Annotated in this window: 24 protein-coding genes and 2 pseudogenes; 12 read left to right on the forward strand and 14 right to left on the reverse strand. The window is 59.9% G+C overall.

What is annotated here, in order from left to right; all coding sequences use genetic code 11:
• Window positions 1–2: 2 nt before the first annotated feature.
• Together J7302_RS01575 and J7302_RS01580 are read right to left on the reverse strand one after the other, a co-directional pair.
• Window positions 3–1871, reverse strand: a complete 1869-nt coding sequence (locus J7302_RS01575; RefSeq protein WP_215369419.1) for a copper resistance system multicopper oxidase — start codon at window positions 1869–1871, stop codon at window positions 3–5.
• Window positions 1872–2070: 199 nt separating this feature from the next.
• Complete coding sequence (locus J7302_RS01580; protein WP_215369428.1) at window positions 2071–2271, reverse strand: co-regulatory protein PtrA N-terminal domain-containing protein; 201 nt, start codon at window positions 2269–2271, stop codon at window positions 2071–2073.
• A 296-nt stretch (window positions 2272–2567) separates the two neighbouring features.
• Here J7302_RS01580 and bufA2 point away from each other — a divergent pair, with 296 nt between their 5' ends.
• From bufA2 to J7302_RS01595, 3 genes are read left to right on the forward strand one after another with little or no spacing between them, the layout of a single operon-like run.
• A complete protein-coding gene (gene bufA2 / locus J7302_RS01585; RefSeq protein WP_215369431.1) occupies window positions 2568–2828 on the forward strand; it encodes a BufA2 family periplasmic bufferin-type metallophore in 261 nt (86 codons plus the stop codon).
• A gap of 46 nt (window positions 2829–2874) precedes the next feature.
• Window positions 2875–3714, forward strand: a complete 840-nt coding sequence (bufB, locus tag J7302_RS01590; protein WP_215369434.1) for an MNIO family bufferin maturase — start codon at window positions 2875–2877, stop codon at window positions 3712–3714.
• Window positions 3705–4574, forward strand: coding sequence for an HvfC/BufC N-terminal domain-containing protein (locus J7302_RS01595; protein ID WP_215369436.1), 870 nt, complete (start codon window positions 3705–3707; stop codon window positions 4572–4574). The genes bufB and J7302_RS01595 overlap by 10 nt, the downstream gene beginning before the upstream one ends.
• Before the next feature lie 220 nt (window positions 4575–4794).
• Here J7302_RS01595 and J7302_RS01600 read toward each other — a convergent pair whose 3' ends face one another.
• The 7 genes and pseudogenes from J7302_RS01600 to J7302_RS01630 all read right to left on the reverse strand — a co-directional run bounded on the left by J7302_RS01600 (window position 4795) and on the right by J7302_RS01630 (window position 10499).
• A complete protein-coding gene (locus tag J7302_RS01600) occupies window positions 4795–5022 on the reverse strand; it encodes a heavy-metal-associated domain-containing protein (protein WP_251701811.1) in 228 nt (75 codons plus the stop codon).
• 60 nt (window positions 5023–5082) lie between these two features.
• Window positions 5083–5850: a thiol:disulfide interchange protein DsbG gene (dsbG, locus tag J7302_RS01605; protein ID WP_215369438.1), complete on the reverse strand. Its 768-nt coding sequence runs from the start codon at window positions 5848–5850 to the stop codon at window positions 5083–5085.
• Window positions 5851–5985: 135 nt separating this feature from the next.
• Window positions 5986–8370, reverse strand: a complete 2385-nt coding sequence (locus tag J7302_RS01610) for a heavy metal translocating P-type ATPase (protein ID WP_215369440.1) — start codon at window positions 8368–8370, stop codon at window positions 5986–5988.
• 3 nt (window positions 8371–8373) lie between these two features.
• The gene (locus J7302_RS01615; RefSeq protein WP_215369442.1) at window positions 8374–8628 is read right to left on the reverse strand and encodes a DUF2933 domain-containing protein; all 255 of its coding nucleotides are present in this window, start codon (window positions 8626–8628) and stop codon (window positions 8374–8376) included.
• A gap of 96 nt (window positions 8629–8724) precedes the next feature.
• The gene (locus J7302_RS01620; RefSeq protein ID WP_215369445.1) at window positions 8725–9264 is read right to left on the reverse strand and encodes a cupredoxin domain-containing protein; all 540 of its coding nucleotides are present in this window, start codon (window positions 9262–9264) and stop codon (window positions 8725–8727) included.
• A gap of 149 nt (window positions 9265–9413) precedes the next feature.
• Window positions 9414–9974, reverse strand: a pseudogene (locus tag J7302_RS01625) (cupredoxin domain-containing protein).
• Between the two features lie 165 nt (window positions 9975–10139).
• Complete coding sequence (locus tag J7302_RS01630) at window positions 10140–10499, reverse strand: co-regulatory protein PtrA N-terminal domain-containing protein (RefSeq protein WP_215369446.1); 360 nt, start codon at window positions 10497–10499, stop codon at window positions 10140–10142.
• Window positions 10500–10709: 210 nt separating this feature from the next.
• Between J7302_RS01630 and J7302_RS01635 the strand changes: the two genes are divergently transcribed.
• The 5 genes from J7302_RS01635 to J7302_RS01655 all read left to right on the forward strand — a co-directional run bounded on the left by J7302_RS01635 (window position 10710) and on the right by J7302_RS01655 (window position 14982).
• Window positions 10710–11393, forward strand: coding sequence for a heavy metal response regulator transcription factor (locus J7302_RS01635; RefSeq protein ID WP_215369452.1), 684 nt, complete (start codon window positions 10710–10712; stop codon window positions 11391–11393).
• Window positions 11390–12772 (forward strand): heavy metal sensor histidine kinase, encoded by a 1383-nt coding sequence (locus tag J7302_RS01640; protein ID WP_215369454.1) that lies wholly within the window; start codon window positions 11390–11392, stop codon window positions 12770–12772. Before J7302_RS01635 ends, J7302_RS01640 begins: the two co-directional genes overlap by 4 nt.
• Window positions 12773–13094: 322 nt before the next feature.
• Window positions 13095–13721, forward strand: a complete 627-nt coding sequence (locus J7302_RS01645; RefSeq protein ID WP_251701812.1) for a helix-turn-helix domain-containing protein — start codon at window positions 13095–13097, stop codon at window positions 13719–13721.
• Between the two features lie 74 nt (window positions 13722–13795).
• Window positions 13796–14689 carry a sterol desaturase family protein gene (locus J7302_RS01650; RefSeq protein ID WP_215369458.1) on the forward strand — a complete coding sequence of 298 codons (894 nt, stop codon included), beginning with the start codon at window positions 13796–13798 and terminating at the stop codon, window positions 14687–14689.
• Window positions 14690–14778: 89 nt separating this feature from the next.
• Entirely contained in the window at window positions 14779–14982 is a 204-nt protein-coding gene (locus J7302_RS01655) for a hypothetical protein (RefSeq protein ID WP_215369466.1), read from the forward strand.
• Window positions 14983–15111: 129 nt separating this feature from the next.
• Here the strand turns inward: J7302_RS01655 and J7302_RS01660 are convergent, their stop codons facing one another.
• The 3 genes and pseudogenes from J7302_RS01660 to J7302_RS26365 form a co-directional block, all read right to left on the reverse strand.
• On the reverse strand, window positions 15112–15771 hold the full coding sequence (locus J7302_RS01660) for an IS5 family transposase (protein WP_251701813.1): 660 nt from the start codon (window positions 15769–15771) through the stop codon (window positions 15112–15114).
• A 192-nt stretch (window positions 15772–15963) separates the two neighbouring features.
• On the reverse strand, window positions 15964–16374 hold the full coding sequence (locus J7302_RS01665; protein WP_215370741.1) for a S24 family peptidase: 411 nt from the start codon (window positions 16372–16374) through the stop codon (window positions 15964–15966).
• Window positions 16375–16506: 132 nt separating this feature from the next.
• Window positions 16507–16656, reverse strand: a pseudogene (locus tag J7302_RS26365) (helix-turn-helix domain-containing protein); the annotation flags it as partial.
• Between the two features lie 103 nt (window positions 16657–16759).
• On the opposite strand from J7302_RS26365, the gene J7302_RS01675 reads away from it, so the two are divergent.
• The 4 genes from J7302_RS01675 (at window position 16760) to J7302_RS01690 (ending at window position 20330) form a co-directional block, all read left to right on the forward strand.
• Window positions 16760–16954 (forward strand): Cro/CI family transcriptional regulator, encoded by a 195-nt coding sequence (locus tag J7302_RS01675; protein ID WP_215369469.1) that lies wholly within the window; start codon window positions 16760–16762, stop codon window positions 16952–16954.
• Window positions 16955–17016: 62 nt separating this feature from the next.
• The gene (locus tag J7302_RS01680; protein WP_215369471.1) at window positions 17017–17559 is read left to right on the forward strand and encodes a hypothetical protein; all 543 of its coding nucleotides are present in this window, start codon (window positions 17017–17019) and stop codon (window positions 17557–17559) included.
• Window positions 17560–17803: 244 nt separating this feature from the next.
• Window positions 17804–19156 carry a Rossmann-fold NAD(P)-binding domain-containing protein gene (locus J7302_RS01685; protein WP_215369473.1) on the forward strand — a complete coding sequence of 451 codons (1353 nt, stop codon included), beginning with the start codon at window positions 17804–17806 and terminating at the stop codon, window positions 19154–19156.
• Window positions 19157–19721: 565 nt separating this feature from the next.
• Window positions 19722–20330, forward strand: a complete 609-nt coding sequence (locus tag J7302_RS01690) for a flavin reductase family protein (RefSeq protein WP_215369475.1) — start codon at window positions 19722–19724, stop codon at window positions 20328–20330.
• Between the two features lie 18 nt (window positions 20331–20348).
• Here the strand turns inward: J7302_RS01690 and J7302_RS01695 are convergent, their stop codons facing one another.
• Window positions 20349–23033 (reverse strand): cation-transporting P-type ATPase, encoded by a 2685-nt coding sequence (locus tag J7302_RS01695; protein ID WP_215369477.1) that lies wholly within the window; start codon window positions 23031–23033, stop codon window positions 20349–20351.
• Window positions 23034–23076: 43 nt separating this feature from the next.
• The gene (locus J7302_RS01700; protein WP_215369479.1) at window positions 23077–23214 is read right to left on the reverse strand and encodes a hypothetical protein; all 138 of its coding nucleotides are present in this window, start codon (window positions 23212–23214) and stop codon (window positions 23077–23079) included.
• Between the last annotated feature and the right edge of the window lie 49 nt (window positions 23215–23263).

Consider the following 23263-nt stretch of genomic DNA (forward strand, 5'->3'; position numbering starts at 1 on the left):
CCTCATTCGTCCACACGGACTTCGCGGAACATGCCCATTTCCATGTGGAACAGCAGGTGGCAGTGGTAAGCCCAGCGGCCCAGAGCGTCCGCGGTCACGCGGTAGCTGCGTTTGGAGCCTGGGGGCATGTCGATGGTGTGCTTGCGCACCATGAAGTTACCGTTCTCATCCTCCAGGTCACTCCACATGCCGTGAAGGTGAATGGGGTGAGTCATCATGGTGTCGTTCACCAGGGTGATGCGGACACGCTCGCCATACTTGAGGCGCAACGGTTCGGCATCGGAGAACTTGATGCCGTCGAAGGACCAGGCGAATTTCTCCATGTGGCCCGTGAGGTGCAGTTCAACGGTGCGCCCGGGCTCGCGGCCATCCGGATCGATGAAAGTGCTTCGCAGGTCGGAATAGGTGAGTACACGGCGGCCGTTGTTGCGCAAGCCAATGCCTGGATCGTCCAGCTTGTGGGTCGGGGTCATGGTCTGCATGTCGACCAACGGGCTGTTGGTCTCGGATGCCGGGTGGGCCTGCATCTGACCACCCATGCTGCCATGGTCCATTCCGGCCATATCGCCCTGCATCCCGCTGTGGTCCATGCCAGCCATCTTGCTGTGATCCATGCCAGCCATATCGCCTTGCATGGCGCTGTGATCCATGCCTTGCATCTGGCTATGGTCCATGCCGGCCATGTCGTCCTGCATGCCGCTGTGGTCCATCCCTGCCATGCTGCCGTGATCCATGCCGGCCATGCTGCCATGGTCCATGCCCATGTCACCCATGCCGATCAAGGGACGGGGATCGATCTCAGGCACTGCAGCGCTCAGGCCCTCACGCACGGCCAGGGTACCACGGGCATAGCCAGTCCGATCCATGGACTGAGCGAAAATGGTGTAAGCCTGTTCGCTGGTCGGTTCGACGATGACGTCGTAAGTCTCCGCCACGGCGATACGGAATTCGTCGACGCTCACCGGCTTGACGTACTGGCCGTCGGCGGCCACCACGGTCATCTTCAGCCCAGGGATGCGCACGTCGAAGTAACTCATGCCTGAGCCGTTGATGAAGCGCAGACGAATCTTTTCGCCCGGTTTGAACAGGCCGGTCCAGTTGCCATCCGGCGCCTGGCCGTTCATCAGGTAGGTGTAGGTGTAGCCACTGACGTCGGCGAGATCAGTGGGGCTCATCTTCATTTCAGCCCACATCTTTCGGTCCGCCACGGTGGCAGCCCAGCCTTTCTCGCTCACATCGTTGATGAAGTCGCCAACGGTGCGCTTGTGGAAGTTGTAGTAGTCCGACTGTTTCTTCAGTTTGGCCAGGACGCGTGCCGGATTTTCGTCGGTCCAGTCACTCAGCATCACCACATAGTCGCGGTCGTACTGGAAGGATTCGGGTTCCTTCGGTTCGATCACGATGGGGCCGTAGACGCCGATCTGCTCCTGAAACCCGGAGTGACTGTGGTACCAGTAGGTGCCGTTCTGGTGGACCTTGAACTTGTACTCATACATCCCATCCGGGGCGATGCCATGGAAGCTCAAGCCCGGCACACCGTCCATGTTGGCCGGCAGGATGATGCCGTGCCAGTGAATGGAGGTGTCTTCGCTCAGGCGGTTGCGCACGCGCAGAGTGACGGTATCGCCTTCGCGCCAACGCAGAATCGGACCAGGAATGGTGCCATTGATCGTCATGGCCGTACGCGCGGAGCCCGTGATGTTCACTGGGCTTTCACCAATGAACAGGTCGAATTCGGTGCCGCTCAGCACAGTGGGCTGACCAGGGCTGGTCACCGCCCAGACAGGAGTACGCCAAAGGCCCAGCCCGCCCAGAATGCCGCCGGCGGCCAGGCCCTTGACGAAGGTGCGCCTTGAGGTTTTGCAATGCATGCCGTGTATATCCAATGAGTCAAAGGAGCCAGCGCTGAAAAACCAACGCGTTGAGGCTGCCGCACCAGGTGACTCCTACACCCTAGAGGGCTTGCCCGCGGTCGCCATCCTTGAGGCACGCCGCCGCGAGCATACAAACTGCCATATCCTAACTTTTCAGTTGATTACATTTCTGTAAGGTTGGCCAACGCGACCCGACTTAGCAGTTGGCATGCTCAACCGATTTGGCTTTCTCAGCGACCGACGACTCGGCCTTTTGCTGCTCCAAACGGTAGGTTTCCATCGACGCCTGCGCGAGCTTGTCAGCACGAGCCACGGTCCGATCACCACCACCAGCGGCCACGGCGAAGGACGAAGCAGTCAGGGCGGCAACAACGAACAAGGCTTTCATGGATTTCATAAGTGCATCCTCGAATATGGAAGGGGTAGCCCAGCAAACGTGCGGGCTGAGTGTCAGACTCGATGTCACCTTAGCTAGCGGGTCCTGTCATAAACCTGAGCTGAACATTACAGTTCTGTAAGGTTGGCATTTCCTTCTTGTAGAGCCTCCCGCTTGCTCTGTAGTGTCCAGGCCTGGCCGGGTAGGGACACTTCTTAGCGCTCTCTGGCCGGCTTGCCAGGTCCTGTACTTGCCGCACGCTACGCGAGCAACGAAAACCCGGCCGGACTCCGATCATCACCATGAGAGATAGCCTTATGTCGACCCAAACTACCGCCGCGACTGGCGCCGCGCTGGCCCTCGTTGCTGCAAGCCTGTTCGCGGCCCTACCTGCACAAGCCGCTCAAGATGCCAAAACTGCTGACGTGAAGTGCTTCGGGGTGAATGCCTGCAAAGGCCAGAACGATTGCATGACCGCCAAAAACTCCTGCCAGGGGCAAGGCGCCTGCAAAGGCCAGGGCTTCAAGTTGATGCCCAAGGCCAAATGCGATGAGGCTGGTGGCCGGACCAGCGAGTGATGTCTTTCCGTGGGGAGTGCTCGTCACTCCCCCTCGGGAGCTTTGAATGAACGAGCGCAGCACTCTTGGGTTTGGACTGGGGCTCCGTAGCGAGTACTACCACCAGATACTGGAGCAAGACCCCGCCATCGACTGGTTCGAGATCATCTCGGAAAACTACCTGGTCGGCGGTGGCAAGGCGCTCTACTTCCTGGATGCCATCCGGGAGCGGTACCCGCTGGTCATGCATGGCGTTTCGCTGTCGATTGGCGGTCCCCACACCATTGATCACGACTACCTGCGCCAACTGAAACTGCTCGCGGAACGGGTAAACCCCCTCTGGATCTCTGATCACCTGTGCTGGAGTCGTGGCAACGCGCATCACCTTCATGACTTGTTGCCGCTGCCGTTCACTCGGGAAAGTCTGCTGCACGTTGCAGCCCGGGTTCACTTGGTACAGGACGTCATCCAGCGTCCCCTGGTGTTGGAGAATGTTTCGGCCTACGTGCAATGGGCAGAGTCGACGATGAGTGAAGCCACATTCCTCCGCGAACTGAGTGAACTGACTGGCTGCGAGCTGCTCCTCGACGTCAACAATGTCTATGTGAGCGCCCGCAACCAGGGGTTTGACGCCTGGCAGTTCATCCAGGAGCTGCCCCCAGAGCGCATTCGCCAGATCCATCTGGCCGGTCACAGTGACTATGGCCACTACCTGATCGATACCCACGACCAACCGATCGCCGATCCGGTCTGGGACATTTATGCGCGGACGATCGAGCACCTAGGCCCCCGGGCGACCTTGATTGAGCGCGACGACCTCTTTCCCCCGCTGAACGAGCTGCTGACCGAGCTGGAGAAAGCCCGGACGGTCGCGGCCAGACGGTTGGTGGCTGCGCCATGCGCCTGATTACCATGCAGCAGGCGTTCGAGCGCTACCTACTGGATGGCGACAGCAGTGCGCCCGCTGAGCTATTGCAACAGCTGCGCGGGAGCGAGGTGCTCTCAGCCGAGGATGGCCTGCGGGTATACCACCATGCTTACCGGGCTCGACTGCTGTCCGTGCTACGCGAAGACTTTCCCGTCATCCACTACTGGCTAGGCACCGAGGCCTTCGAACAGCTGGCCCAAGCCTACATTGACGCCTGGCCGCCGCGGCATTTTAGCCTGCGCTGGCTGGGCGAGCAGTTTCCCGGGTTCATCAGCGGCTTCCTCGTCGAACCCCAGGCATCCCAGCTGCGAGAGCTGGCCGAGCTAGAGTGGGCCTTCACGCTGGCCTTTGATGCGGTTGACGAAATGCCTTTATCGCTCCAGGACATGGCCACCTTCGGGCCGGAGGACTGGACCGGCCTGACGGTGCGGCTACACCCCAGCGTCTGCTGGCTCAATTTGAGTTCAAATGCGCTGGAGATCTGGAAAGCGGCCAAGGCCGAAACCGCTATTCCCGAATGCCAGAAGTTGGAGCAAACGCTGACGTGCCTGGTCTGGCGACACGGACTGACCTGCCAATTTCGGACGCTCGACCCGCTGGAGGCCGCAGCGCTGCAGTTGATGGTGCGGGACCAGCTGCCGTTTGCCGATCTGTGCGTCGCGCTGTTCGAGACAGCTGGGGAACAGGCTCCCAGGCAGGCCGCTACCTGGCTCAAGCAGTGGATTTCCGAGGAGCTGCTGCTCAGGACAACCGGTGTTACAGCGCAGCCCGAAAGAGCTGCAGAATCGCCAAGTGTCCGGGATAAAACAGGTACCCCCAGCGCCGGACTGGTCAAATAGTGGGGGCAAATGCCTGACGTAGCAGCCAAAATCCCGCCATCGGCGTAGCAAATGCGGTGATGAGGGGGCCAGCGTCGCTACCGTGAGTCCGGTATGGGGCAACCACGCCCACCAGCAAGTCACCGTTACCCTGCGAGCCCAGGGGCGACTGCCTCAGTTGCAAGCGTTTGAACCTCGGTAAGCACCGGCCCCTTTCGGGACCGGCCTGATATCAGGGCCACTAGGCACTGACCCTGGTGGGATAGCCCAATGCCTGTACCAGTTCACTCACTCGCTCGGCTGCGACGGCACTTTCAACACTCACCTTCCCGGTATCGCGATCGACCATGACCTTGGCCTCCGAATCTGCTGCCTGAATGGCCTTGGTGATCTTGCTGACACAACTGCCACACCCCATACCGGAAACTTCCAAGACGAACTTAACGGATCCCTCATGCTGAAACGGCATCTCTTGCCGCACATGCAGCTTCGACCTTGACACGATGGCAAGGTCAAGCCCGCAAAGCATTCATCTCGGCCCCATGATGTCTACCAGCCCCTGCGCGGGCGGCAGACCTTGCTGCATCTTCAGGCGACCGCTGTCATCCCGGTAGAAGATCGCTGGCGTAGCAACCGCCCCGAGCTCACTCATTAGCGCCAGGTTGGCGTCAAGCTTTTTTTGGATGTCCGCGGGAATGTTTTGCAGCGCGCGGAGCTTGCTGTCGTTGCCGGCGGCTTCATGCTCTTTCAGAGCGACTTCCGGCTGCTTGGCTGTCAACAGGGCGGCGGCTTTGCCCACGCTATCGGGACTGAGCAACCCAACCATGATGTGACGCAGCTGGACCTTGCCGGACTCAACCCAAGGCCGCGCCTGGTGCCAGAACGCGTTGCAATATGGGCAGTTCGGATCGTCGAACAGATAGACAATTCGGGTGGCATTCTTGCTGCCATCGGCAATCCAGGTGCTGCCTTCCATGCGCGCCCACATCTCCTTGGCCATCGGCTCATAAACCAGTCGGTTCAGTGGTGCGCTCGTCAGGTCTTGGCCCTGGGCATCGAACAGGGTGCCGATCAGGACGTGCTGGCCATCGGCCGTGAGGTAGAGGGCAAGTCCCTGGCCGCTGTAGCGCGCGGCATAGCCACGCAGGCCGCCAGGCGCAGTGAACTCGCCCACGATGGTGGCTCCGCGAGCCTCAATCGCCTTTATTGGCGCTGGCAGCTCCTCGGCCTGCGTAACCGGAACAAGCAGTGAGCTGGCAAGGGTGAATAATAGGAAAAGGTACTTGTGGCGCATCATGGCTGAGGTCTCTCTCGGGTATTCGCCAGGGCCCCCACGAGTATCGTGGGGGGATCTTACCGACCAGGTACGATCTGGCGACTGGTCACACCAAGTATCTTCGCGCCGCTTGTACTAGCTTGGTAGCTGGCTGATTTAGCCAATGTCCGTGCGTCTCAGGCGCAGCGCGTTAAAGACTACCGATGCAGAGCTCACGCTCATGGCCAGCGCCGCAATCATTGGCGACAGCAGATGACCGGTGAGGGGATAGAGCACGCCGGCCGCTAGCGGTATGCCCATCGCGTTGTAAAGGAAGGCAAACCCCAAGTTCTGGCGCATGTTCTTCACCGTGGCCACGGACAACGTCCGAGCGCGCAGGATGCCAATCAGGTCGCCCTTCACCAGGGTCACTTGAGCACTGTTCATCGCAACGTCGGTGCCAGTCCCCGTTGCAATGCCGACATCGGCACGCGCCAGTGCGGGGGCGTCGATGATACCATCGCCCGCCATTGCGACTCGACGGCCGTATCCCTGCAGGTCAGCCACCAGCTCCTCCTTGTCCTGTGGCTTGACTTCGCCGTGGACTTCCTCGATACCCAGCTGGTTCGCGACCGCGCGCGCCGTGGTAACGTCATCACCAGTGGTCATGATGACGTTGACATCTACATTCTGAAGCTTGGTCACCGCCTCCTTGGAGCTCGGTTTGATCGAGTCGGACACTACCAGAATTCCGGCCAGCACCCCATCAACAGCCAGATACATAACGCTTACGCCATCAAGACGGAGCAGCTCGGCCCGGTCTCTGAGCGGGGATACATCCAAGCCGGCTTCTTCCATCATGGCGGTGTTGCCGAGTTGAAGCTGCTTGCCTTCCACTTGACCACGAACGCCAATGCCTGAGCCGGACTCGAAGGCATGTGGCTTACTCAGGACAATTCCGGCTGCCCGCGCATGGTCGACAATCGCATGGGCCAATGGGTGCACACTGCCCTGGTGCAGGCTGGCTGCTAGGCGTAGTACTTCCGACGGCGCGAACCGTCCTGTCCCCACGACGCGGTTAAACACAGGGCGGCCTTCAGTCAGTGTGCCGGTCTTATTCACGATCAACGTGTCGATCTTGCAAAGGTTTTCGATGGCGCCGGCGTCCCTGAACAACACGCCGCTACCAGCAGCCTTGCCGGTAGCCACCATGATCGACATCGGCGTCGCGAGGCCCAGCGCGCATGGAGAGGCGATGATGAGCACCGCTACCGCATTGATCAGGCCAAATACCCAACTAGGCTCTGGCCCGAGGAGCCCCCAACCGAAGAACGTCAGGATCGCAATCAGGACCACGCCCACTACGAAGTAGCCGCTGACGGCATCGGCCATTCGCTGCATCGGCGCTTTCGAGTGTTGAACTCGTGCCAGCATCTGCACGATTTGCGACAGCACGGTTTCCGCACCGACTTTTTGCGCTTCCATCACCAGGCTGCCATGGGTATTCAGCGTGGCCCCGATGAGGATCTCACCGGCCTTTTTCATCACTGGCACGCGCTCGCCGGTCAGCATGGATTCATCGACGGCACTCTCGCCTTCCAGCACGACCCCATCGACCGGGACCTTCTCTCCTGGGCGGACCCGCAGGTGGTCCCCCGTGTGAACGTGGGTCAGGGGAATGTCTTCCTCAACGCCACCGGCGTTGATACGCCGCGCGGTCTTGGGTGCGAGCCGTAGGAGTGCCTTGATGGCGGCTGAAGTCTGCGAGCGCACCTTCAGCTCAAGCATCTGCCCTAACAGGGTCAGCGAGATGATGACCGCGGCCGCTTCGAAGTAAACGCCGATGCGGCCGCCCTGCATGAAGGTCGCTGGAAAGGCTTGAGGGACCAAGGTCGCGGCCACGCTGTAGAGGTAGGCGGCTGCCGTCCCTAGGCCAATAAGTGTCCACATGTTGGGGCTGCGGTGACGGATCGAAGCGACCCCGCGCACGACGAAGGGCCAGCCAGCCCACAGGGTTACCGGCGTCGCCAGAACGAGTTCCACCCAGTTCTGAGCCGTGCCATGGAGCAACTGCATCTGGTGCGCGGTCATGGCCAGCAAGGTCACGATTACGCTCAAGGGCAGGGTCCACCAGAACCGTCGGGTGAAGTCCTTGAGCTCCGGATTTCCCTCCTCTTCCAGCTCTGGGATTACCGGTTCCAAGGCCATGCCGCAGATCGGACAGCTGCCGGGACCCGACTGGCGGATCTGCGGGTGCATCGGACAGGTGTATTCGGCAGCTCCTGCACTGGGTAGCTTTGCGACGGCAGGCTGGTCATGGTTGGCGTGCCCGTGGCCCGCATGTGCATGGCCGCCGGTTGAACCGATGTATCGCGCAGGTTCAGCCTGGAACTTGGTCAGGCACTTCTCGCTGCAGAAGCGATAGGTTTGCCCCTGGTACTGCTCGCGAAAGTTACTGTCCGGCGCTACTGCCATGCCGCACACCGGATCGTGCTGACTTCCATCCGGTTGCTCATGCTGGTGTGAGTGATCATGGTCGTGCTGGCACGATGCCGTGGGCATGGACTAGTTCCCTCTGTTGTCCGTCTTGGTCGAGTCTTCGCGGCTCTGGTGAGAGTGCCCACCGTGGTTATGCCCGAAGAGGTGCATCAGCGGGCAGAGCAGCAGGATCAAGTAGGGCAATGACTGGGAAAGGTGGCCGTAGTACTCCCGAGCCACATAGAACAAGCCGATCACAACCAGCATGATCAGCGCAATTTCCTCTTTACTCCGCCAGAGGGGCGTTGCCAGTTCGGGGTCATGGCAATGGGACTCCGTCATGATTCAACTCCAGCTGAGGTGGGGATGTCGTGTGCTGCCGCGTTCCTCAGCCAAGACGAAGCTCCTCGTTCCCCACTTGAGGCCAATCAGCATCGGTTACTTCACGTTGACCAGACCAACCATGCCGAGCTGATAGTGACCGGGCACGTTGCAGGCAAACTGCAAGCCGGTGGTTTTGCTGAAGGTCCAGATCAGCTCTTGGGTGGTCCCAGGTTCGACCAGCGTGCTGTTGGGGGCGTTGTGCTCCATGCCGACCATCTTCATGCCGCCCATCGTATGATCCATTGCCTGCATGTCGTGATTGCGCCCCGTCGGGCTGAGCGTGCCGTTCCGAAACATGGCTGCCATTTCTTTCTGGTGCGCGGCATGGGCGGCCGCTTTACCCAAGTTGAACTCGTGCAGCATTGCACCGTCGTTCTTCAGCACGAAGCGGATGGTTTCGCCGTCTTTGACATCGATGCTTTCCGGCGCAAAGTAGACATCGCCCATCTTCACCTCGATGGTGCGTTCAACTTCTGCCAAGGTGCCGGGGCGCCCTACATCATCCTTCGTGGGGCCATCATCGGCCTGGGCGATAGCACCGGTGAGCAGGGGGACAATGGCAATCAGGGAAGAAGCGAGCTTGGTGTTATTCATTTTGAACCTCGCAAGATGGTGTGGTTTGAAACGCCTCTGATGCTAGCCAGGCGGAGCTGCCGGCAGACTTACGCGAAAACTACAGATCTGTAAGGTTCGGCGAGGCCGCATGCCCCCGATAAGTGGCGCCGGGGGCATGGGTCGTCGACTCAACGCAAAACAAAGTCGCCCACCATTCCGGCCTGGTAGTGCCCCGGCAGGGTGCAGGCGAAGTTCAGGTTGGTGGCGTCGGTGAAAGTTCAGACGAATTCCTTGGTCGTACCGGGCTCAACCAGCACGGCATTCGGATCGTTGTGCTTCGCCTCTACAATTTCCGGATACCCGGGCGGGCTGGAGTCGCCAGGGCCCGTGTTGCGTTCTCGCCACACGATCGACTGCGCCTTGCCCGTTGGGGTCAGCGTGCCATCCTTGAGCGGGGCGGTCATCTCGCGTTGATGGTCGAGCTGGGATGCGCGTTGGCCGATGTTGAACTCGTGAATCAATGCGCCCTCGTTCTTCAGCACAAAACGGACGGTCTCGCCCGGCATCACATCGATCGACTTTGTGCCGTAACTGATGTCATCCAGCTTGATGAAGACGGTACGGGTGGCGGGTGTGGCCGCGGATTGCCGAGGAGCACTGGAATCAGTGCCAGCCGAGTCGGCAAATACGTGAGGCGTGCTGGCCAGCAGCAGCGCCGCGATCAGTGTCTTGGGACGGGAGCATTTCATGATGAGACCTCGCTGGGATGGTTGAAAATCTCATGCAATTGCCCACTTCCTGTCGGGCGGCTTACCCCAAACTACAAATGCGTCAGCAATAAAAAGTGCGGCGCCAAAGAGGCGCCGCTAGGCCAAAGGAGCAATCACGAAAGGCCTGGAAGATGGGGAAATTCTTTACGGATGACATTCTTTATCGGCCATCATCAGCTTGTGCTCGCGCATCATCTGCCCCAGGACGTCATCCACCAGCTTGTCATGCTGCTCCATCCAGGCGAGGTGCTCATCGGCCGTAATGCCGAGCTTGGGATGCTCGCTGTGGAGCTGGGTCATGATGTCGTCCAGCATCTTCATGTGCTCTTTCATGTGCACATGCCGCTCGCCTGCAGGTGCCTTTTCCGCCTGAATTAGCACGGCCTCAGCCTTGTCACGCATCTGCTGGATACGTTCGAACGCACGCTCACTTCCGCCTTCTGCCCAGACGGCAGAGGACAACAGTAGAGAACCAACCAGCAGCAGGGGTTTCAGTGATTTCATCGGGCAGTCTCCTTACAGGAAGCGGTGGCCGGCGCCTCTACGTCATCTCAGCGAGAGCCGGGGGAACGTTTATGGAGCGCTCATGCTTGCACCCTAGACAACGCTCCCTGACAGATGCCTGAAGCGAGGATTACATTTTCGTAAGGTTGTGGTTGGGGACCATCTTTGCCTGCAAACTCACGACACCTGACTTTTTTGGATATGCCGCGCATGAAACTCCTGGTCGCTGAAGACGAACCCAAAACCGGTATCTACCTGCAACAGGGCCTTAGCGAGGCTGGCTTCAATGTGGACCGGGTCATGACGGGCACCGATGCCCTTCAGCATGCGCTCAGTGAGTCCTATGACCTGTTGATCCTGGACGTGATGATGCCGGGGCTGGATGGGTGGGAAGTGCTGCGGATGGTTCGCGCCGCCGGGAAAGACGTTCCCGTACTGTTCCTGACCGCCCGGGACGGGGTCGATGACCGGGTGAAAGGGCTTGAGTTGGGCGCCGATGACTACCTAATCAAGCCCTTTGCGTTTTCCGAGCTCCTGGCGCGGGTCAGGACCCTTCTGCGCCGGGGCAACAGCGCACCGACCCAGGCGATCCTGCGAATTGCGGACCTGGAAATGGACCTGCTGAAGCGCCGCGCCATTCGCGGTGGCAAACGCATCGAGCTAACCGCCAAGGAATTCTCCTTGCTCGAACTGCTGATGCGCCGGCGCGGTGAGGTGCTGCCGAAATCGCTGATCGCCTCGCAGGTCTGGGATATGAACTTCGACAGCGATACCAATGTGATCGAGGTGGCTGTCCGCCGCCTGCGAGCGAAGATCGATGATGACTTCGCGGTGAAGCTGATCCATACCGCCCGCGGCATGGGTTACATGCTTGATGGGCCGGACCCAGAATGAGGCATCTCTCCCTGACGGCGCGAATGAGCCTGATGTTCATGCTCGCTGTCACTGCCGTGTTGACGGTGGCCGGTCTTAGTTTCAACCACTTGAGCCAGCGCCATTTCAAGTCGCTGGATCGCCAGATCCTGGTGGAAAAACTGGAGTCGGCGCAAAGCATCCTGCAGGGGCTACCCAGCGTGACAGACTTCACCGAGCTGAAGCCGCAGCTCAGTGCGTTGCTGGGTGCCCACCGGGACCTTGCGGCGATCATTCTGGACAGCCATGGCAAGGTGCTGTTCGCGGAGCCGGCTATGGTGAATGTTCCCCAAGGTCTCCGCGTCAGGTCAGCCCCCACCATGTGGGAGTGGGAAGATCAGGAGTTCATGTATCGCGGCTTGACGGCTGAGCTCAACGTCCCGGGTCTGACGGCCCCATTGACCCTGTTGTTAGTGCTGGACGTGACCCACCACATGGCCTTTTTTGAGGCCTTGCAGCGCTGGTTCATTATCGGCTTGATCATCAGCGCGCTGGTTAGCGCCGGACTGGGTTGGGTCGTCGCCCGCAGTGGCCTTCGCCCACTGCGACAAGTGACCCAGATGGCCGCATCGATGTCGGCCAGATCCCTCAAGGAACGCATTCCAATGGAGCCAGTGCCATTGGAACTGCAACAGTTGATGGCATCGTTCAACGCAATGTTGGCCCGGCTGGATGAGGCATTCATGCGACTCTCGAACTTCTCCGCGGATATCGCACACGAGCTGCGAACTCCGGTCAGCAACTTGATGACCCATACGGAAGTCGTGCTTTCCCGCAAACGCGACATCGGAGCGTATGAGGAAAACCTCTATTCGAACCTCGACGACCTCAAGCGCATGTCACGGATGATCGACGACATGCTGTTCCTGGCTAAGGCGGACAATGGTTTGATCGTTCCGCAGCGTGAGCGGATCGGTCTGGAGAAGATCGTCGGCAAGCTCTTCGAGTACTACCAGCTGATGGCGGATGAGCGGGAGATCACGCTCAAGCTTTCCGGATCGGGCAGTGCCCGCGGTGATGCGTTGATGTTGGATCGCGCCATTTCGAACTTGCTCTCCAATGCGCTGCGCTACACACCGCCGGGCAATGCCATTTCGGTGACGATCACCCAGACCAGCGCGACGACCACCCTGAGTGTCGAGAACCCGGGCGACACCATTCCCGCCGAGCATCTCAAGCTTCTCTTTGACCGGTTCTATCGGGCTGACCCTGCGCGCCGCGAGGGCGCCCCCAGCAATGCCGGCTTGGGGTTGGCGATCACCCGGTCGATCGTCGAAGCGCACCGGGGGTGGATTTGGTGCACCTCGGCGAACGGGCGTACGGCCTTTCACATGGAGTTTCCTCGGTCAGATGAGCCATAAGGAGTCAGAATGACCAAAGAGCAACTGAGACCTGAACTGGAGGAGCAGGCTCGCAGCTTTGTGGAACGGGACTGTGCTGAGGTGGTGCTGTATGCCGCCCAGCGTAGGACTGATCAGCAACCCTGGCGAAAGAAGCCCAGCTTGCTCGATGAAGCGTTCCAAGCGGAGGTGCGGAAAAATTGCGAATCAGCAGGACGCGGCAAACTGAGGCGTCTTCGGAGTGAACGCCACGCAGGGTATCGGCTGGCGTGGCAAGGCCTGGATCTCACCAGGACTTGGCGTTTTTCTCGGGCAGGCGGGTAGCCAAGATTGGCATTGCCACATGGCCCACCAGATCACCATCGGGTTAACCACCAATCTGACCGTTAGCACACCGGATATGAGCGTCACCGCACGTGCCGTCTGCATTCGAGCCGGCGTAGCTCATCGGGTCGAAGCGGTGGAGGTCATGTCGATCTACCTCGATGCGCTGTCCGCGGAGGCCCGTGCCCTTCATGCCGGAGCGGACCTCGCGGCCGTCGAGGTGCAAGACGTCGCCGCCCTGCAGGCCTTGCTGGAAACACCGGACCTCACTGCCCAAGACGTGCAGCAGTTGGTTTGCCATGTCCTTAACCTGAGCGTCACACCGGCCATTGATCCGCGGTTGCAGACGGTCCTCGTGGCCTTGCGCGCGTCGATGCATGGTCGACAGTACCTGGCCAGGCTGGTCCACCTTTCGCCGACCCGGTTTTCTCATTGGTTCGTTGAGCAGACCGGTTTGCCGCTGCGCAGCTACCGGAAATGGAGTCGCCTGGTCGCAGCACTGCAACACATTGCGGCTGGACGCAGCTTGACCGAAGCCGCCCATGCCGCCGGCTTCGCTGATGCCGCGCACTTTTCGCGGACCTTCCGCAATCTGTTTGGCCTCGATCCGACTTCGGCCCTGGGCCACGTCAGCCTGAGCAGCTGAAGTCAGCTTTTTCGTTCAAGCGTGTCCCTGGCCGAGCGGTGCAGAGTGATAGTCACCGCATGGAGGGCTTCACGATGGACAACTTCCTCAGGTTCATGATTCGTTGGTTCAGCTACCCGATCGCCTTTGGCGGCACTGCGGGTTGGATGATCTGGCTGCTTTACGGCGGCGTGCCTTACTGGCCCGCCACGCCCCTCATTGCCGCAGTGGGGATTGCTTTAGTGGCCATGCTGGAGCGCCTGCAGCCCTTTAGGGAACAGTGGCTAGAAGATCACCAGGACACCCTGACCGACCTGCTGCATATGCTCGTAAACCTGTCCGTCATCCAATTCACCGCCACGGTGCTGGCTCGGCTGGGCGATTGGGTGCCTGACGCAGTCCGCGTCTTTCCAACGGACCTGCCGCTGTGGTGCCAACTGCTTATCGTTGCGGCGATCCTGGACCTCAGTTTCTATGCCATGCACCGGCTTAGCCATCACGTGCCGTGGCTGTGGCGGCTGCATGCACCCCACCACAGTGCCGAACGACTCTACTGGATGAATGGCGAACGCCGTCATCCGCTGCATGCAGCGATCATGGCAGGGCCGGGGCTACTCGTACTGTTCGCGATGGGGACACCGTCCGTGCTGGCGGCGACCTGGTTTGGCATCCTCACCGTGCATCTGGCCTTCCAGCACTCCAACCTCGACTACTCACTAGGCCGGCTGCGCAATGTGATTGGGGTGGCGGATACGCACCGCTGGCACCACAAACGTGAGTTCGAGGATGCGCAGGTCAACTTTGGCGAGTTTTTCCTGGTCTGGGATCACCTGTTCGGGACATTCTACGACAGCGCCGGCAGGCTCGGCGATGCTGAGGTAGGGCTGCGAGAGCGAGATTATCCGACAGGGTATCGGGCTCAGCTGGCTGTCCCGTTCAGGCGCAGGAAGCAAGCGCAGGCGTGCCGCGCCAGTCGAACCGCCAGCTAGTCCCACCCGTCAGAGTTCCAGGCGTGGAACTCACCGTCGCGCCATTTGTCGCTAGACTCACGACAAATGGCGCGACACAGGAGTTTCAGATGTCCACCAGCACGCTAGGACGGGAAAAAAGTGCCATCGCGGAAGAACCTCTGCAGATCCTCCTCAAGGGGCAGGTCTCCCAAGACGACCGCATCGGTATCTTCGAGCTGACGGAGAAGGGCTTTTCGATCGAAGACGTAGTAAGGCTTGTCGAATCGGTCGGGCTGTTCAAGAGCCAGGCTCGGCTCAACCCGCCGAGTTAAATGGCCACCGCGACTGCCATCGGTTCCAGAGACACGCCGGAATGGCGGCCTGTGCAGGCGCTCCAAAATCACGATGATGCCCCTGACCTGATCGGCGGCAGATTAGGAAGGCTAGGGGCTGCTGCCGTTTCACATGGGTAACCAGAGGAAGGCACCAGCCATGGCCACCACACTTTCTTCATTTTTCTTGAGCTTGTCGAATCGCGATGCTACTGCCCGGTAGTGCTTCAACCGGGCGAAGGCGTTCTCCACCAGGTGCCAATTGCGGCAAAGCCTTCTATCCAGATCCGCGTTGCCTTTCACGGAATTACGCTTTCTCGGGATTACGGCCTTGGCACCTTGTCGTTCCACCTGCTCCCGTATTTTCGCGCTGTCATGGCCCTTATCCGCGACGATGGTTTCTGCCGCCGGCAGCTTCGCAATCAAGGCGGAGGGCCTGGGTGCAGTCATTGATCTGTCCACCCGTGATTTCAAACTCGAGGGGCAGACCCTGAGCTTCCACCGCGAGGTGAATCTTGCTGGTATTGCCAGCTTGACTTTTCCGATCGCTTCATCGTTGCCACTGGCAGCACCTGCACTGTGCTGGTGAGCCTTGGCATAGCTGCCATCAAGGAAAGCCCATTCCAGGTCGGGCTCAACCACTAGCCTCTTGAAGACCTTGAGCCATGTGCCGGAAACCGACCATGCATTGAAGCGCTTGTAGACCTTGTTCCAGTTTCCGAACGCCTTGGGTAAGTCTCTCCAGGGGCACCCCGTCCGCATGCGATACAGCATGCCTTCCACGGTCATGCGTAGGTGACGCTAGCTGTAGATAGCTTTGTGCAGCAGAATTCCCCGCAGCTTCGACCAGAGCTCGTCACTGAGCAGTAATCGGGGCATTGCAAACTCGTGTTGTTACGGTGTGAGAGCTTGAACAATACGAATTTTCTATTTTATATCAATGGGTTAGCGCGAAAAGGCAGCAGTCCCTAGCCGCTGCGCTTATGAAACTGCGGTGAATCGAGCGCTCTTCACGATGGCGCCAACGTACTGCACGGCGGCCACCTCATCCTCATGGATAAAGATTGGGTCGCAGTCGGCGTTGACGCTGTCGAATCGGTACTGCCCATCGCGGTAATAGATGAACTCCTTGATCATGGCCCGGCCCTTGGTGGTCTTCACCAGGACCTCGTCGCCAGCGACATAGTTCTTGCTGGGCTCGACCAGGACGAACTCGTTGTTCTTGATCCTGGGATTCATGCTGTTGCCGACGACCCTCAGCCCGTAGGCATCCGGATCCGAGCTGTAGATGTTCAGGAACCCCACACTGTGCTCGACGGGGGACTCCATCGCCTCGAAGTAGCCTTCCGGGCCGAGCACGGCCTTGCCCACTACGGGAACGCTCCCTGTCATCACCGGTATCGGATTGCAGGAGTCGTTACTCTCTGGCTGGAGTGGTGTCGCTGGGGTGGGGCCTTCTCGCTCTGGCCCAGTTCCATTCGCTAGCCACTCAGCGCGAAAGCCGGTGGCCTTGGCCAGCGCAAACACGTTTTCCGCTTTCAAGGCTTTGGTATCGCCATTTATCCACTGAGTAATCGCGGACGGAGCGACTCCGCACTCGTCGGCAATCTCCCGCTTCCGCTTGCCTGAGAGCTGAATCGCCCGGCTGATTCGTTCGTTCTGGTGCATATCCATAGCTTAAGCGAGCTTAATTTAAGCGTGCTGAATTGGCTATTCGTTCACTTGCGAGATTAATTTAAGTATGCTGAAATTTCGTTGTGTCCCAGAGGAGCTCTCCATGCGCACTCAAGATGCCGCCGACTACTTTGGCAATAAGAAAAAACTGGCGGAGGCCCTGCACATACAGCCGAGCGCCGTTACCCAGTGGGGCGAGGAAGTCCCGTGGGCGCGCCAGTACCAGATCGAAGTCCTGACCAGTGGAGCCCTGAAGGCGGGCCCGCAGCCCAAGACAGCCATGGATGATGCGCAGTGACAGCCACTGCGCCTGATGCCCCCAATATTTGCCGCCAGTACGGCGAGTCAACGTGAGTAAGAATGACGAACAAGAAGTCAGGCGACCGAGTTTTCACCTCGGCGACCCATAGCCCGGTAATTGCAGGGTTTCAGCAGCTCGTGAAGATCAAGGATGGAACATTCCCCTGGACGCAGATGGTGAGCCCCCGGGAAATGTACTTCGTGTACGACATGCTGGCGGCGGCTGAGGCCGACAAGGACTTCACCCTGACCCCGGCGCAGGGGCGGTTCGGCTTGAGAATTATCCACAAGCTGGAGTTGTCCCAAAGCCACTGGGCTGCTGATTCGGCGGCAGGACCCAAGACGGGCTCTGCATCGTCGAAGAAGGGCAAGGGGCTGTCGTCTCGTGCAGACGCAGTAGCCCGCCGGCAGGCTAAAAACCAGCTGAAGCGCGCGGGGGTGACGTGGACCAAGTCGACTCCTTCCGACCTTGATCTGGTCGAGATGCTGTGTTCGATTGGGGCAATCGAGCAGTCCGTGCCGCGAGCGAAAGCTCGGGAGGCACTGATTGCTTGGAGCCAGTCCGCATCGGCGGCCATCAAGAAGGGGTTAGTTGCACAGTGAACAATTGGGCGGGGCTATGCCGGCGATCTCCAGTGGGGCAGCGGGTTGTTGCCTCTCTCGCAGCAGCCTATGCGTCCGCGAGTGGTTCGCCACAGGCAATAAGCCGTTCTCACGCGTCATTAGGGAGGAGTGCCACAGTCACTCAGGTGGATCCGGGATGTTCATTGGCGCTGCCTTGGTATGACTGGCCAGTCCAACAATGAAACTGAACATTTATCGTCCGGGCCGGAGAGTTGGGTAAGCCGTGGCAATCAAACTGAAAATTTCTTCCGCCGATCCCGAAGAGGCCCGGCTGATTGAGCGGTACTGGGCGCAGGATGAAATTGGTGGATTCGTCGAAAAGGTCAATGCGCTCTTGCCGTTTCGAAATATAACAAAAAGCGCCATGTTAGCCGGTTTTATCAGGCAACACTGTCAGGCCGTAGATGAAAATCAACGCTGCCCGCAGTGTGGTGAAGGTATCGTCATCAACAGCCGTTCAGAGGCGAAAAAGTTTCCCCTGATAGCGACCAAACCGTGTGCGGCTTGCCAGTATGCGCTCGACGAAGCTAAGCGTGCGGCGCAGGCCAAAATGGAAGCCGAGCTTCAACGCCAATTGCGAATACGTACTGCGGCAGTGGCGTCCTGGACCGTCGACTATGGGGCCATTCCCGATGACATGGCATTACTGTTACGGGCCTTGGACCGAGCGATCGAACCGCGCTTGAGCAACGGCACGTTCACACGTGGTGACTGTCGCGGCCTTTCGCCGTACTACGTGGATAATTTTATCGATCAGCTTTGGCAGGCGGGCGTGATTCTTGATGATCCTGGCAGGTCGCCGCCGAACGCTTATTTCCTGAGGAATGAAGAGCTGCTGTTGCAAAGCAACCTTGCCACCTACTTTTTAGTCCCTGATGGGGGAGGGGGGGCAGGGGAACATGTCCTCGAAAAATTGCTGGGAAGAACGTATGGCGATCATTCCAGCCTGCTGCCGCTTTGGTTGGATTATGCGGTGGCTGATTGCATGGCTTACTTCTTTGGTCAGTGTGATCTGTATGGTCTGAGCATCTCCGCGGACGATGAAGGCGAAATAAAAAGCATCATCAGGGTAGCGTTGCGGACTTACAGCATTTCGCAGGTCTGGTCGCTGGCGTGGAAAGTGATCAAGGATGTCTCCAGTCTGGCCAGTCGTGAGTATTACAACAAACAAAGAGCAGCAACGACGCTTCCGGGCAAGCTTCGGCGGCATTTGGAGTCGATCCGGAAAGACTTGAAACCCGTTAAACAGTGGGATCGGCCGGAACGTCAGCCTGCCGGTACGTTGGGGCAGCTCTTTTACGAACTCTTTGGCTTGGATGAGGACTCGCTCGGCTCAGATGTGATGGCTGTGTTTTCCCAGCGGGATGCGCTCCAGGCGACTGCCAGCGAGGTTGAGGCCAAGCTCGCTCAGCCGGTACGCCGTTTTATGAGGGAGGCCTTGTCCCACGATGTGGGCGCCAATGTGATGCTCAGATTCACCGAATTGGTCCGCAGCGGTTTCGATGTGGCCGACGCAATCGACGAGATCTTTGGTACCCATCCGGCTATGGCGGCCTTGAGGTTAATGTTGGATTAGTCGTCGAAGGCTGTCCTGTACAGCAGGGGCAAGTGCGGCGCTTGCGTAAGGAGTGTCGAGTTTTGCCGAGAGCTGCTCAGGGCTGGAAAGTGGGGGTAGCCGCGGGGGATCGGACGTTCCAGCGCATCACTCTTTATCGCCAAAGCCGATCTCACCTAACCTGGCAGTGCGAATTCAGGTGTTGCTTGAAATTTGCTTAAGCAATGGATTTTCTATTTATAAGATCTTGATTTTAAAAGGCTATTGCTTATCGTCTTTCCAATCCATCATCGGCGCCACACAGAAGCGGCGGGAGAGGGCAGGGCGCGTGGAGCTGGGGGCTTGTGCTGGGATCATCTGCAACTTCTGGATTACGACTGTCTTCGCATGCAGCTGAGCAGGGCTGCAATGGGAAGAGACACGGATGCGCAGCGATGGTGCGCGGAAACGTTACGCAGTTTATCAGGAAAGCCGCATGCGCCGCTGGCTTGGGCTGGTCGGCTGGTAGCGGGGCGGTTTGCAAGGTATGAACTCGGCGCACAAGGCAGGGCATAATTGGACTTTTCGCCAAGCTGGAGCCCATTCCATGCAGCTCGATTTTTCCCAGATATCTCCACTGGATGCCTATCGCTGGCTCGCCTCGACGGTCACGCCACGGCCAATTGCCTGGGTTTCCACGCTCTCTGCGGACGGTGTCAGCAATCTGGCGCCGTTCAGCTTCTTCCAGGTCATCAGTGATAATCCGCCGACGCTGATGGTCAACATCAGCACGCGGGATGACGGTGAATTGAAGGACACGCTGCGCAATATCCGTGAAACCGGCGAGCTGGTGATCCAGCTGGTACCTTTCGCCCAAGCGGAACTGATGAATGCCAGTGCAGCGCGGTTGCCCCATGGCATCAGCGAGTTCGAGCGCTGTGGGATCGACAGCGAGTCATCAGCGTTGGTGCGTGCGCCCAGGGTTTCTGGGGCGCCGGTAGCTTTCGAGTGTCGCCTGGTGGAGGTGCAGCCCTATCCGAAGGCCAATCCGAACTGCCATCTGGTATTTGCCCAAGTGCTCCTGGCGCATATCGACGACGCCGTGCTGACCGAAGCGGGCCGAGTGGACCCTCAGCGTATGGACCTGGTGGGGCGCCTTGGCGGCAGCCACTACACCCGCACCCAGGACACCTTCACCCTGATACGACCTGAGTGAGCCCGCTGCGACGGCCTCTCAACGGCGGGCGAGGTGACGGCGCCACAGCTTGTCGACTTCCACCACGGCACAAGTCGCCACGGCTGTGGCCAGGCACCAGCCCCAACCCAGAACGCTCTGGTCAGCGGTTCCAAACAGCGTCTGGAACGCTGGCACGTAGGTGAAGGCCAACTGCAAAACCACCATCAACGCGACCATGCCCCAGACCATGGGGTTATCGCGCACGCTGAAATGGGCAGGGCTGTTCACGCGGCGGCTGCTGAACAGGTAGCCGATTTCTCCGAACACTAAGGCGTTGACCGCCAGCGTGCGGCTGGCCTCCATACTCCACCCCAGTTGCTGCGTGTAGATGAACAAGCCGAGGCTGGCCAGGGTCAGCAGGACGGATACCAGGAGGATCAACCAGAGCAGCTCGGCCGAGAGCAGAGGCGCCTTCGGGTCGCGAGGCGGGCGCTGCATGAGGTCGTCCTCCGCCGGTTCGAATGCCAAGGCCAGGGCCAGGGTAACGGCGGTGATCATGTTCACCCAGAGTATCTGCAGCGGCGTGATGGGCAGCGTCAGTCCCAGGAGGATCGCCGTGAGCAAGACGAATGCCTGGGCGCCGTTGGTGGGCAGGATGAAGAGGATCGACTTGCGCAGGTTGTCGTAGACGGTCCGACCTTCTTCTACGGCATGGGCAATGGTGGCGAAGTTGTCGTCGGCCAACACCATTTGCGAGGCCTCCTTCGCCGCTTCTGTGCCTTTGATGCCCATGGCGATACCGATGTCGGCGCGCTTGAGGGCGGGGGAGTCGTTGACGCCGTCGCCGGTCATGGCCACCCGATCACCGCAGGCCTGGAGGCGCTCCACCAGGCGCAACTTGTGGCTTGGACTGGTGCGGGCAAACACACTGGTTTCGGCCAGGCGGGCGTCGAGCTCGCTGTCATTCAGTTCATCCAGGTCGGCGCCGGTCAGCGGCGTGCAGGCCGGGAGACCGAGGCGCTCGGCAATCGCCGCAGCGGTGGCAGCATGGTCGCCGGTGATCATCTTTACCTTGATGCCGGCGCTGTGGCACTGGGCAATGGCCCGGATCGCTTCTTCTCGCGGGGGGTCGAGCATGCCGACCAGGCCAAGCAACACGAAACCGCTCTCCAGGTCCGCATGGTCCAGATCATGGTGGGTGCTGGGGCTCTGGCGGCGAGCCAGGCCGATCATTCGCAGGCCTGAGGCGGCGCCTTCTTCGAGCACTTCGTCCCAGACACGCGGATCCAGCGGCTCGGCCCTCCCGTCTCGCCATTGCTGGTCGCAAACGTCCAGCAGACGTTCCGGGGCGCCGACCAGGTAGATCAGTCCGTTGCCATCGCTGTCGCGGTGCAGGCTGGCGAGATAGCGTCGTTCCGAGCTGAAGGGGATTGCATCGAGCCGGGGCAGTAGCTCTGTCTCCTGGTCTCCGTCTAGCCTAAGTTTGCCGGCCAGGGTGAGCAGGGCCGCCTCGGTGGGGTCGCCTGTGATGCACCACTGGCTGTCGACCTCGCAAAGGCTGGCGCTGTTGGCGAGCAAGCCTGCGCGGCCCAGTTCGCTCAGGTCGTCGGGCCATTGTTGCGCTGCTTGGCCGTCGGCATGCCGGATCGCGCCCAGGGGGGCGTAGCCAACACCTTCGACGTCGTAGCGGTGGGCGGCGGTGTATACACGCTGTACGGTCATTTCATTACGGGTCAGGGTTCCGGTCTTGTCGGAACAGATCACCGTCACCGCCCCCAGGCTTTCCACGGCTGGTAGACGGCGGATGATCGACTGGCGCCGGGCCATGCGCTGCACGCCCAAGGCAAGGATGATGGTCAGGACTGCCGGCAAGCCTTCGGGAATCGCGGCCACAGCCAATCCCACGGCGGCCATCAGCATGTCGTTGGCGCTGTAGTCGCGCAGCAGGTACCCGAAGGCGAAAGTGGCCGCGGCCAGGCCGAGAATGATCAGTGTGAGTTGCCGTGCGAAGCGCGTCATGTCAGCCAGCAGCGGGGTTTGCAGCTGTTCGACGCTGCCGAGCAGATGACTGATGCGGCCTAGCTCGGTATCGCCCGCCGTTTCCACCACGACGCCAATACCGCTGCCGGCACTGACCAGGGTGCCGGAGTACGCCATGCTGTGGCGGTCGCCGAGGCAGGCATCCGTAGTGACGGCTTCTCGGGTCTTGTCGCTGGGCACGGACTCGCCGGTCAGCGCAGCCTCTTCGATGCGCAAGTCACGGGTCTCCACAAGGCGTAGGTCGGCGGGTACGCGGTCGCCCGCTTCGAGCAGGACCAGATCGCCGGGTACCAGGTGCTCGGCAGGAATCTGGCGCACTTCGCCATCGCGCTTCACGCGGCTGTCCAGGGTGAGCAGTTTCTGAATGGCCCGCATGGCCTGCTCGGCCTTGCCTTCCTGGATGAAGCCGACGATGGCGTTGATCAGCACGACGCCGAAGATCACCGCGCTGTCGAGCAACTCGCCAAGGGCGAGGGTGACCAGGGTCGAGGCCAGCAGGACATAGATCAGCAGATTGTGGAACTGCATCAGGAAACGCTTGAACGGGCCTACGCCGGGCCGTTGCGGCAGGCGGTTGTGGCCGTGGGTGGCGAGGCGCCGCTGGGCTTCCTCGTCCGTCAGCCCAGCGGGTCCGCTGTCCAGCCTCTCCAGAGCGGTATCAGCGGATTGTGCGTGCCAAGGCGTTGGGATTGGCGCGTTCATCGTGTCCTCCGTGGCAATGTCTGGGGACAGAGCCTACTTCACTTCAGGCCAATCCATTGTTGGCCTGGGTCAGTTCTGACATTTCGGAAAGGAAAGCTGAAAACGATCCAAAAGCGACCTTCATGTAGTCAATAACAGCACCTGGTGCCTGGCTGGCAAGGTTGTGGCTTGTCGCCAGCATGGCGCTGCTCCAATGTTCGGCCTTCAAGGGACCGGGTAGCGGTGTCCCA

The organism is Metapseudomonas boanensis (genome assembly GCF_018704125.1).
GTDB classification, from domain to species: Bacteria; Pseudomonadota; Gammaproteobacteria; order Pseudomonadales; family Pseudomonadaceae; genus Metapseudomonas; species Metapseudomonas boanensis.

Excerpts from the sequence above, each read along its gene's own strand:
- J7302_RS01575 (WP_215369419.1), bottom strand. The coding sequence starts at position 1,871 with ATGCATTGCAAAACCTCAAGGCGCACCTTCGTCAAGGGCCTGGCCGCC.
- J7302_RS01580 (WP_215369428.1), bottom strand. The coding sequence starts at position 2,271 with ATGAAATCCATGAAAGCCTTGTTCGTTGTTGCCGCCCTGACTGCTTCG.
- bufA2 (WP_215369431.1), top strand. The coding sequence starts at position 2,568 with ATGTCGACCCAAACTACCGCCGCGACTGGCGCCGCGCTGGCCCTCGTT.
- bufB (WP_215369434.1), top strand. The coding sequence starts at position 2,875 with ATGAACGAGCGCAGCACTCTTGGGTTTGGACTGGGGCTCCGTAGCGAG.
- J7302_RS01595 (WP_215369436.1), top strand. The coding sequence starts at position 3,705 with ATGCGCCTGATTACCATGCAGCAGGCGTTCGAGCGCTACCTACTGGAT.
- J7302_RS01600 (WP_251701811.1), bottom strand. The coding sequence starts at position 5,022 with ATGCCGTTTCAGCATGAGGGATCCGTTAAGTTCGTCTTGGAAGTTTCC.
- dsbG (WP_215369438.1), bottom strand. The coding sequence starts at position 5,850 with ATGATGCGCCACAAGTACCTTTTCCTATTATTCACCCTTGCCAGCTCA.
- J7302_RS01610 (WP_215369440.1), bottom strand. The coding sequence starts at position 8,370 with ATGCCCACGGCATCGTGCCAGCACGACCATGATCACTCACACCAGCAT.
- J7302_RS01615 (WP_215369442.1), bottom strand. The coding sequence starts at position 8,628 with ATGACGGAGTCCCATTGCCATGACCCCGAACTGGCAACGCCCCTCTGG.
- J7302_RS01620 (WP_215369445.1), bottom strand. The coding sequence starts at position 9,264 with ATGAATAACACCAAGCTCGCTTCTTCCCTGATTGCCATTGTCCCCCTG.
- J7302_RS01630 (WP_215369446.1), bottom strand. The coding sequence starts at position 10,499 with ATGAAATCACTGAAACCCCTGCTGCTGGTTGGTTCTCTACTGTTGTCC.
- J7302_RS01635 (WP_215369452.1), top strand. The coding sequence starts at position 10,710 with ATGAAACTCCTGGTCGCTGAAGACGAACCCAAAACCGGTATCTACCTG.
- J7302_RS01640 (WP_215369454.1), top strand. The coding sequence starts at position 11,390 with ATGAGGCATCTCTCCCTGACGGCGCGAATGAGCCTGATGTTCATGCTC.
- J7302_RS01645 (WP_251701812.1), top strand. The coding sequence starts at position 13,095 with ATGGCCCACCAGATCACCATCGGGTTAACCACCAATCTGACCGTTAGC.
- J7302_RS01650 (WP_215369458.1), top strand. The coding sequence starts at position 13,796 with ATGGACAACTTCCTCAGGTTCATGATTCGTTGGTTCAGCTACCCGATC.
- J7302_RS01655 (WP_215369466.1), top strand. The coding sequence starts at position 14,779 with ATGTCCACCAGCACGCTAGGACGGGAAAAAAGTGCCATCGCGGAAGAA.
- J7302_RS01660 (WP_251701813.1), bottom strand. The coding sequence starts at position 15,771 with ATGACCGTGGAAGGCATGCTGTATCGCATGCGGACGGGGTGCCCCTGG.
- J7302_RS01665 (WP_215370741.1), bottom strand. The coding sequence starts at position 16,374 with ATGACAGGGAGCGTTCCCGTAGTGGGCAAGGCCGTGCTCGGCCCGGAA.
- J7302_RS01675 (WP_215369469.1), top strand. The coding sequence starts at position 16,760 with ATGCGCACTCAAGATGCCGCCGACTACTTTGGCAATAAGAAAAAACTG.
- J7302_RS01680 (WP_215369471.1), top strand. The coding sequence starts at position 17,017 with ATGACGAACAAGAAGTCAGGCGACCGAGTTTTCACCTCGGCGACCCAT.
- J7302_RS01690 (WP_215369475.1), top strand. The coding sequence starts at position 19,722 with ATGCAGCTCGATTTTTCCCAGATATCTCCACTGGATGCCTATCGCTGG.
- J7302_RS01695 (WP_215369477.1), bottom strand. The coding sequence starts at position 23,033 with ATGAACGCGCCAATCCCAACGCCTTGGCACGCACAATCCGCTGATACC.
- J7302_RS01700 (WP_215369479.1), bottom strand. The coding sequence starts at position 23,214 with ATGCTGGCGACAAGCCACAACCTTGCCAGCCAGGCACCAGGTGCTGTT.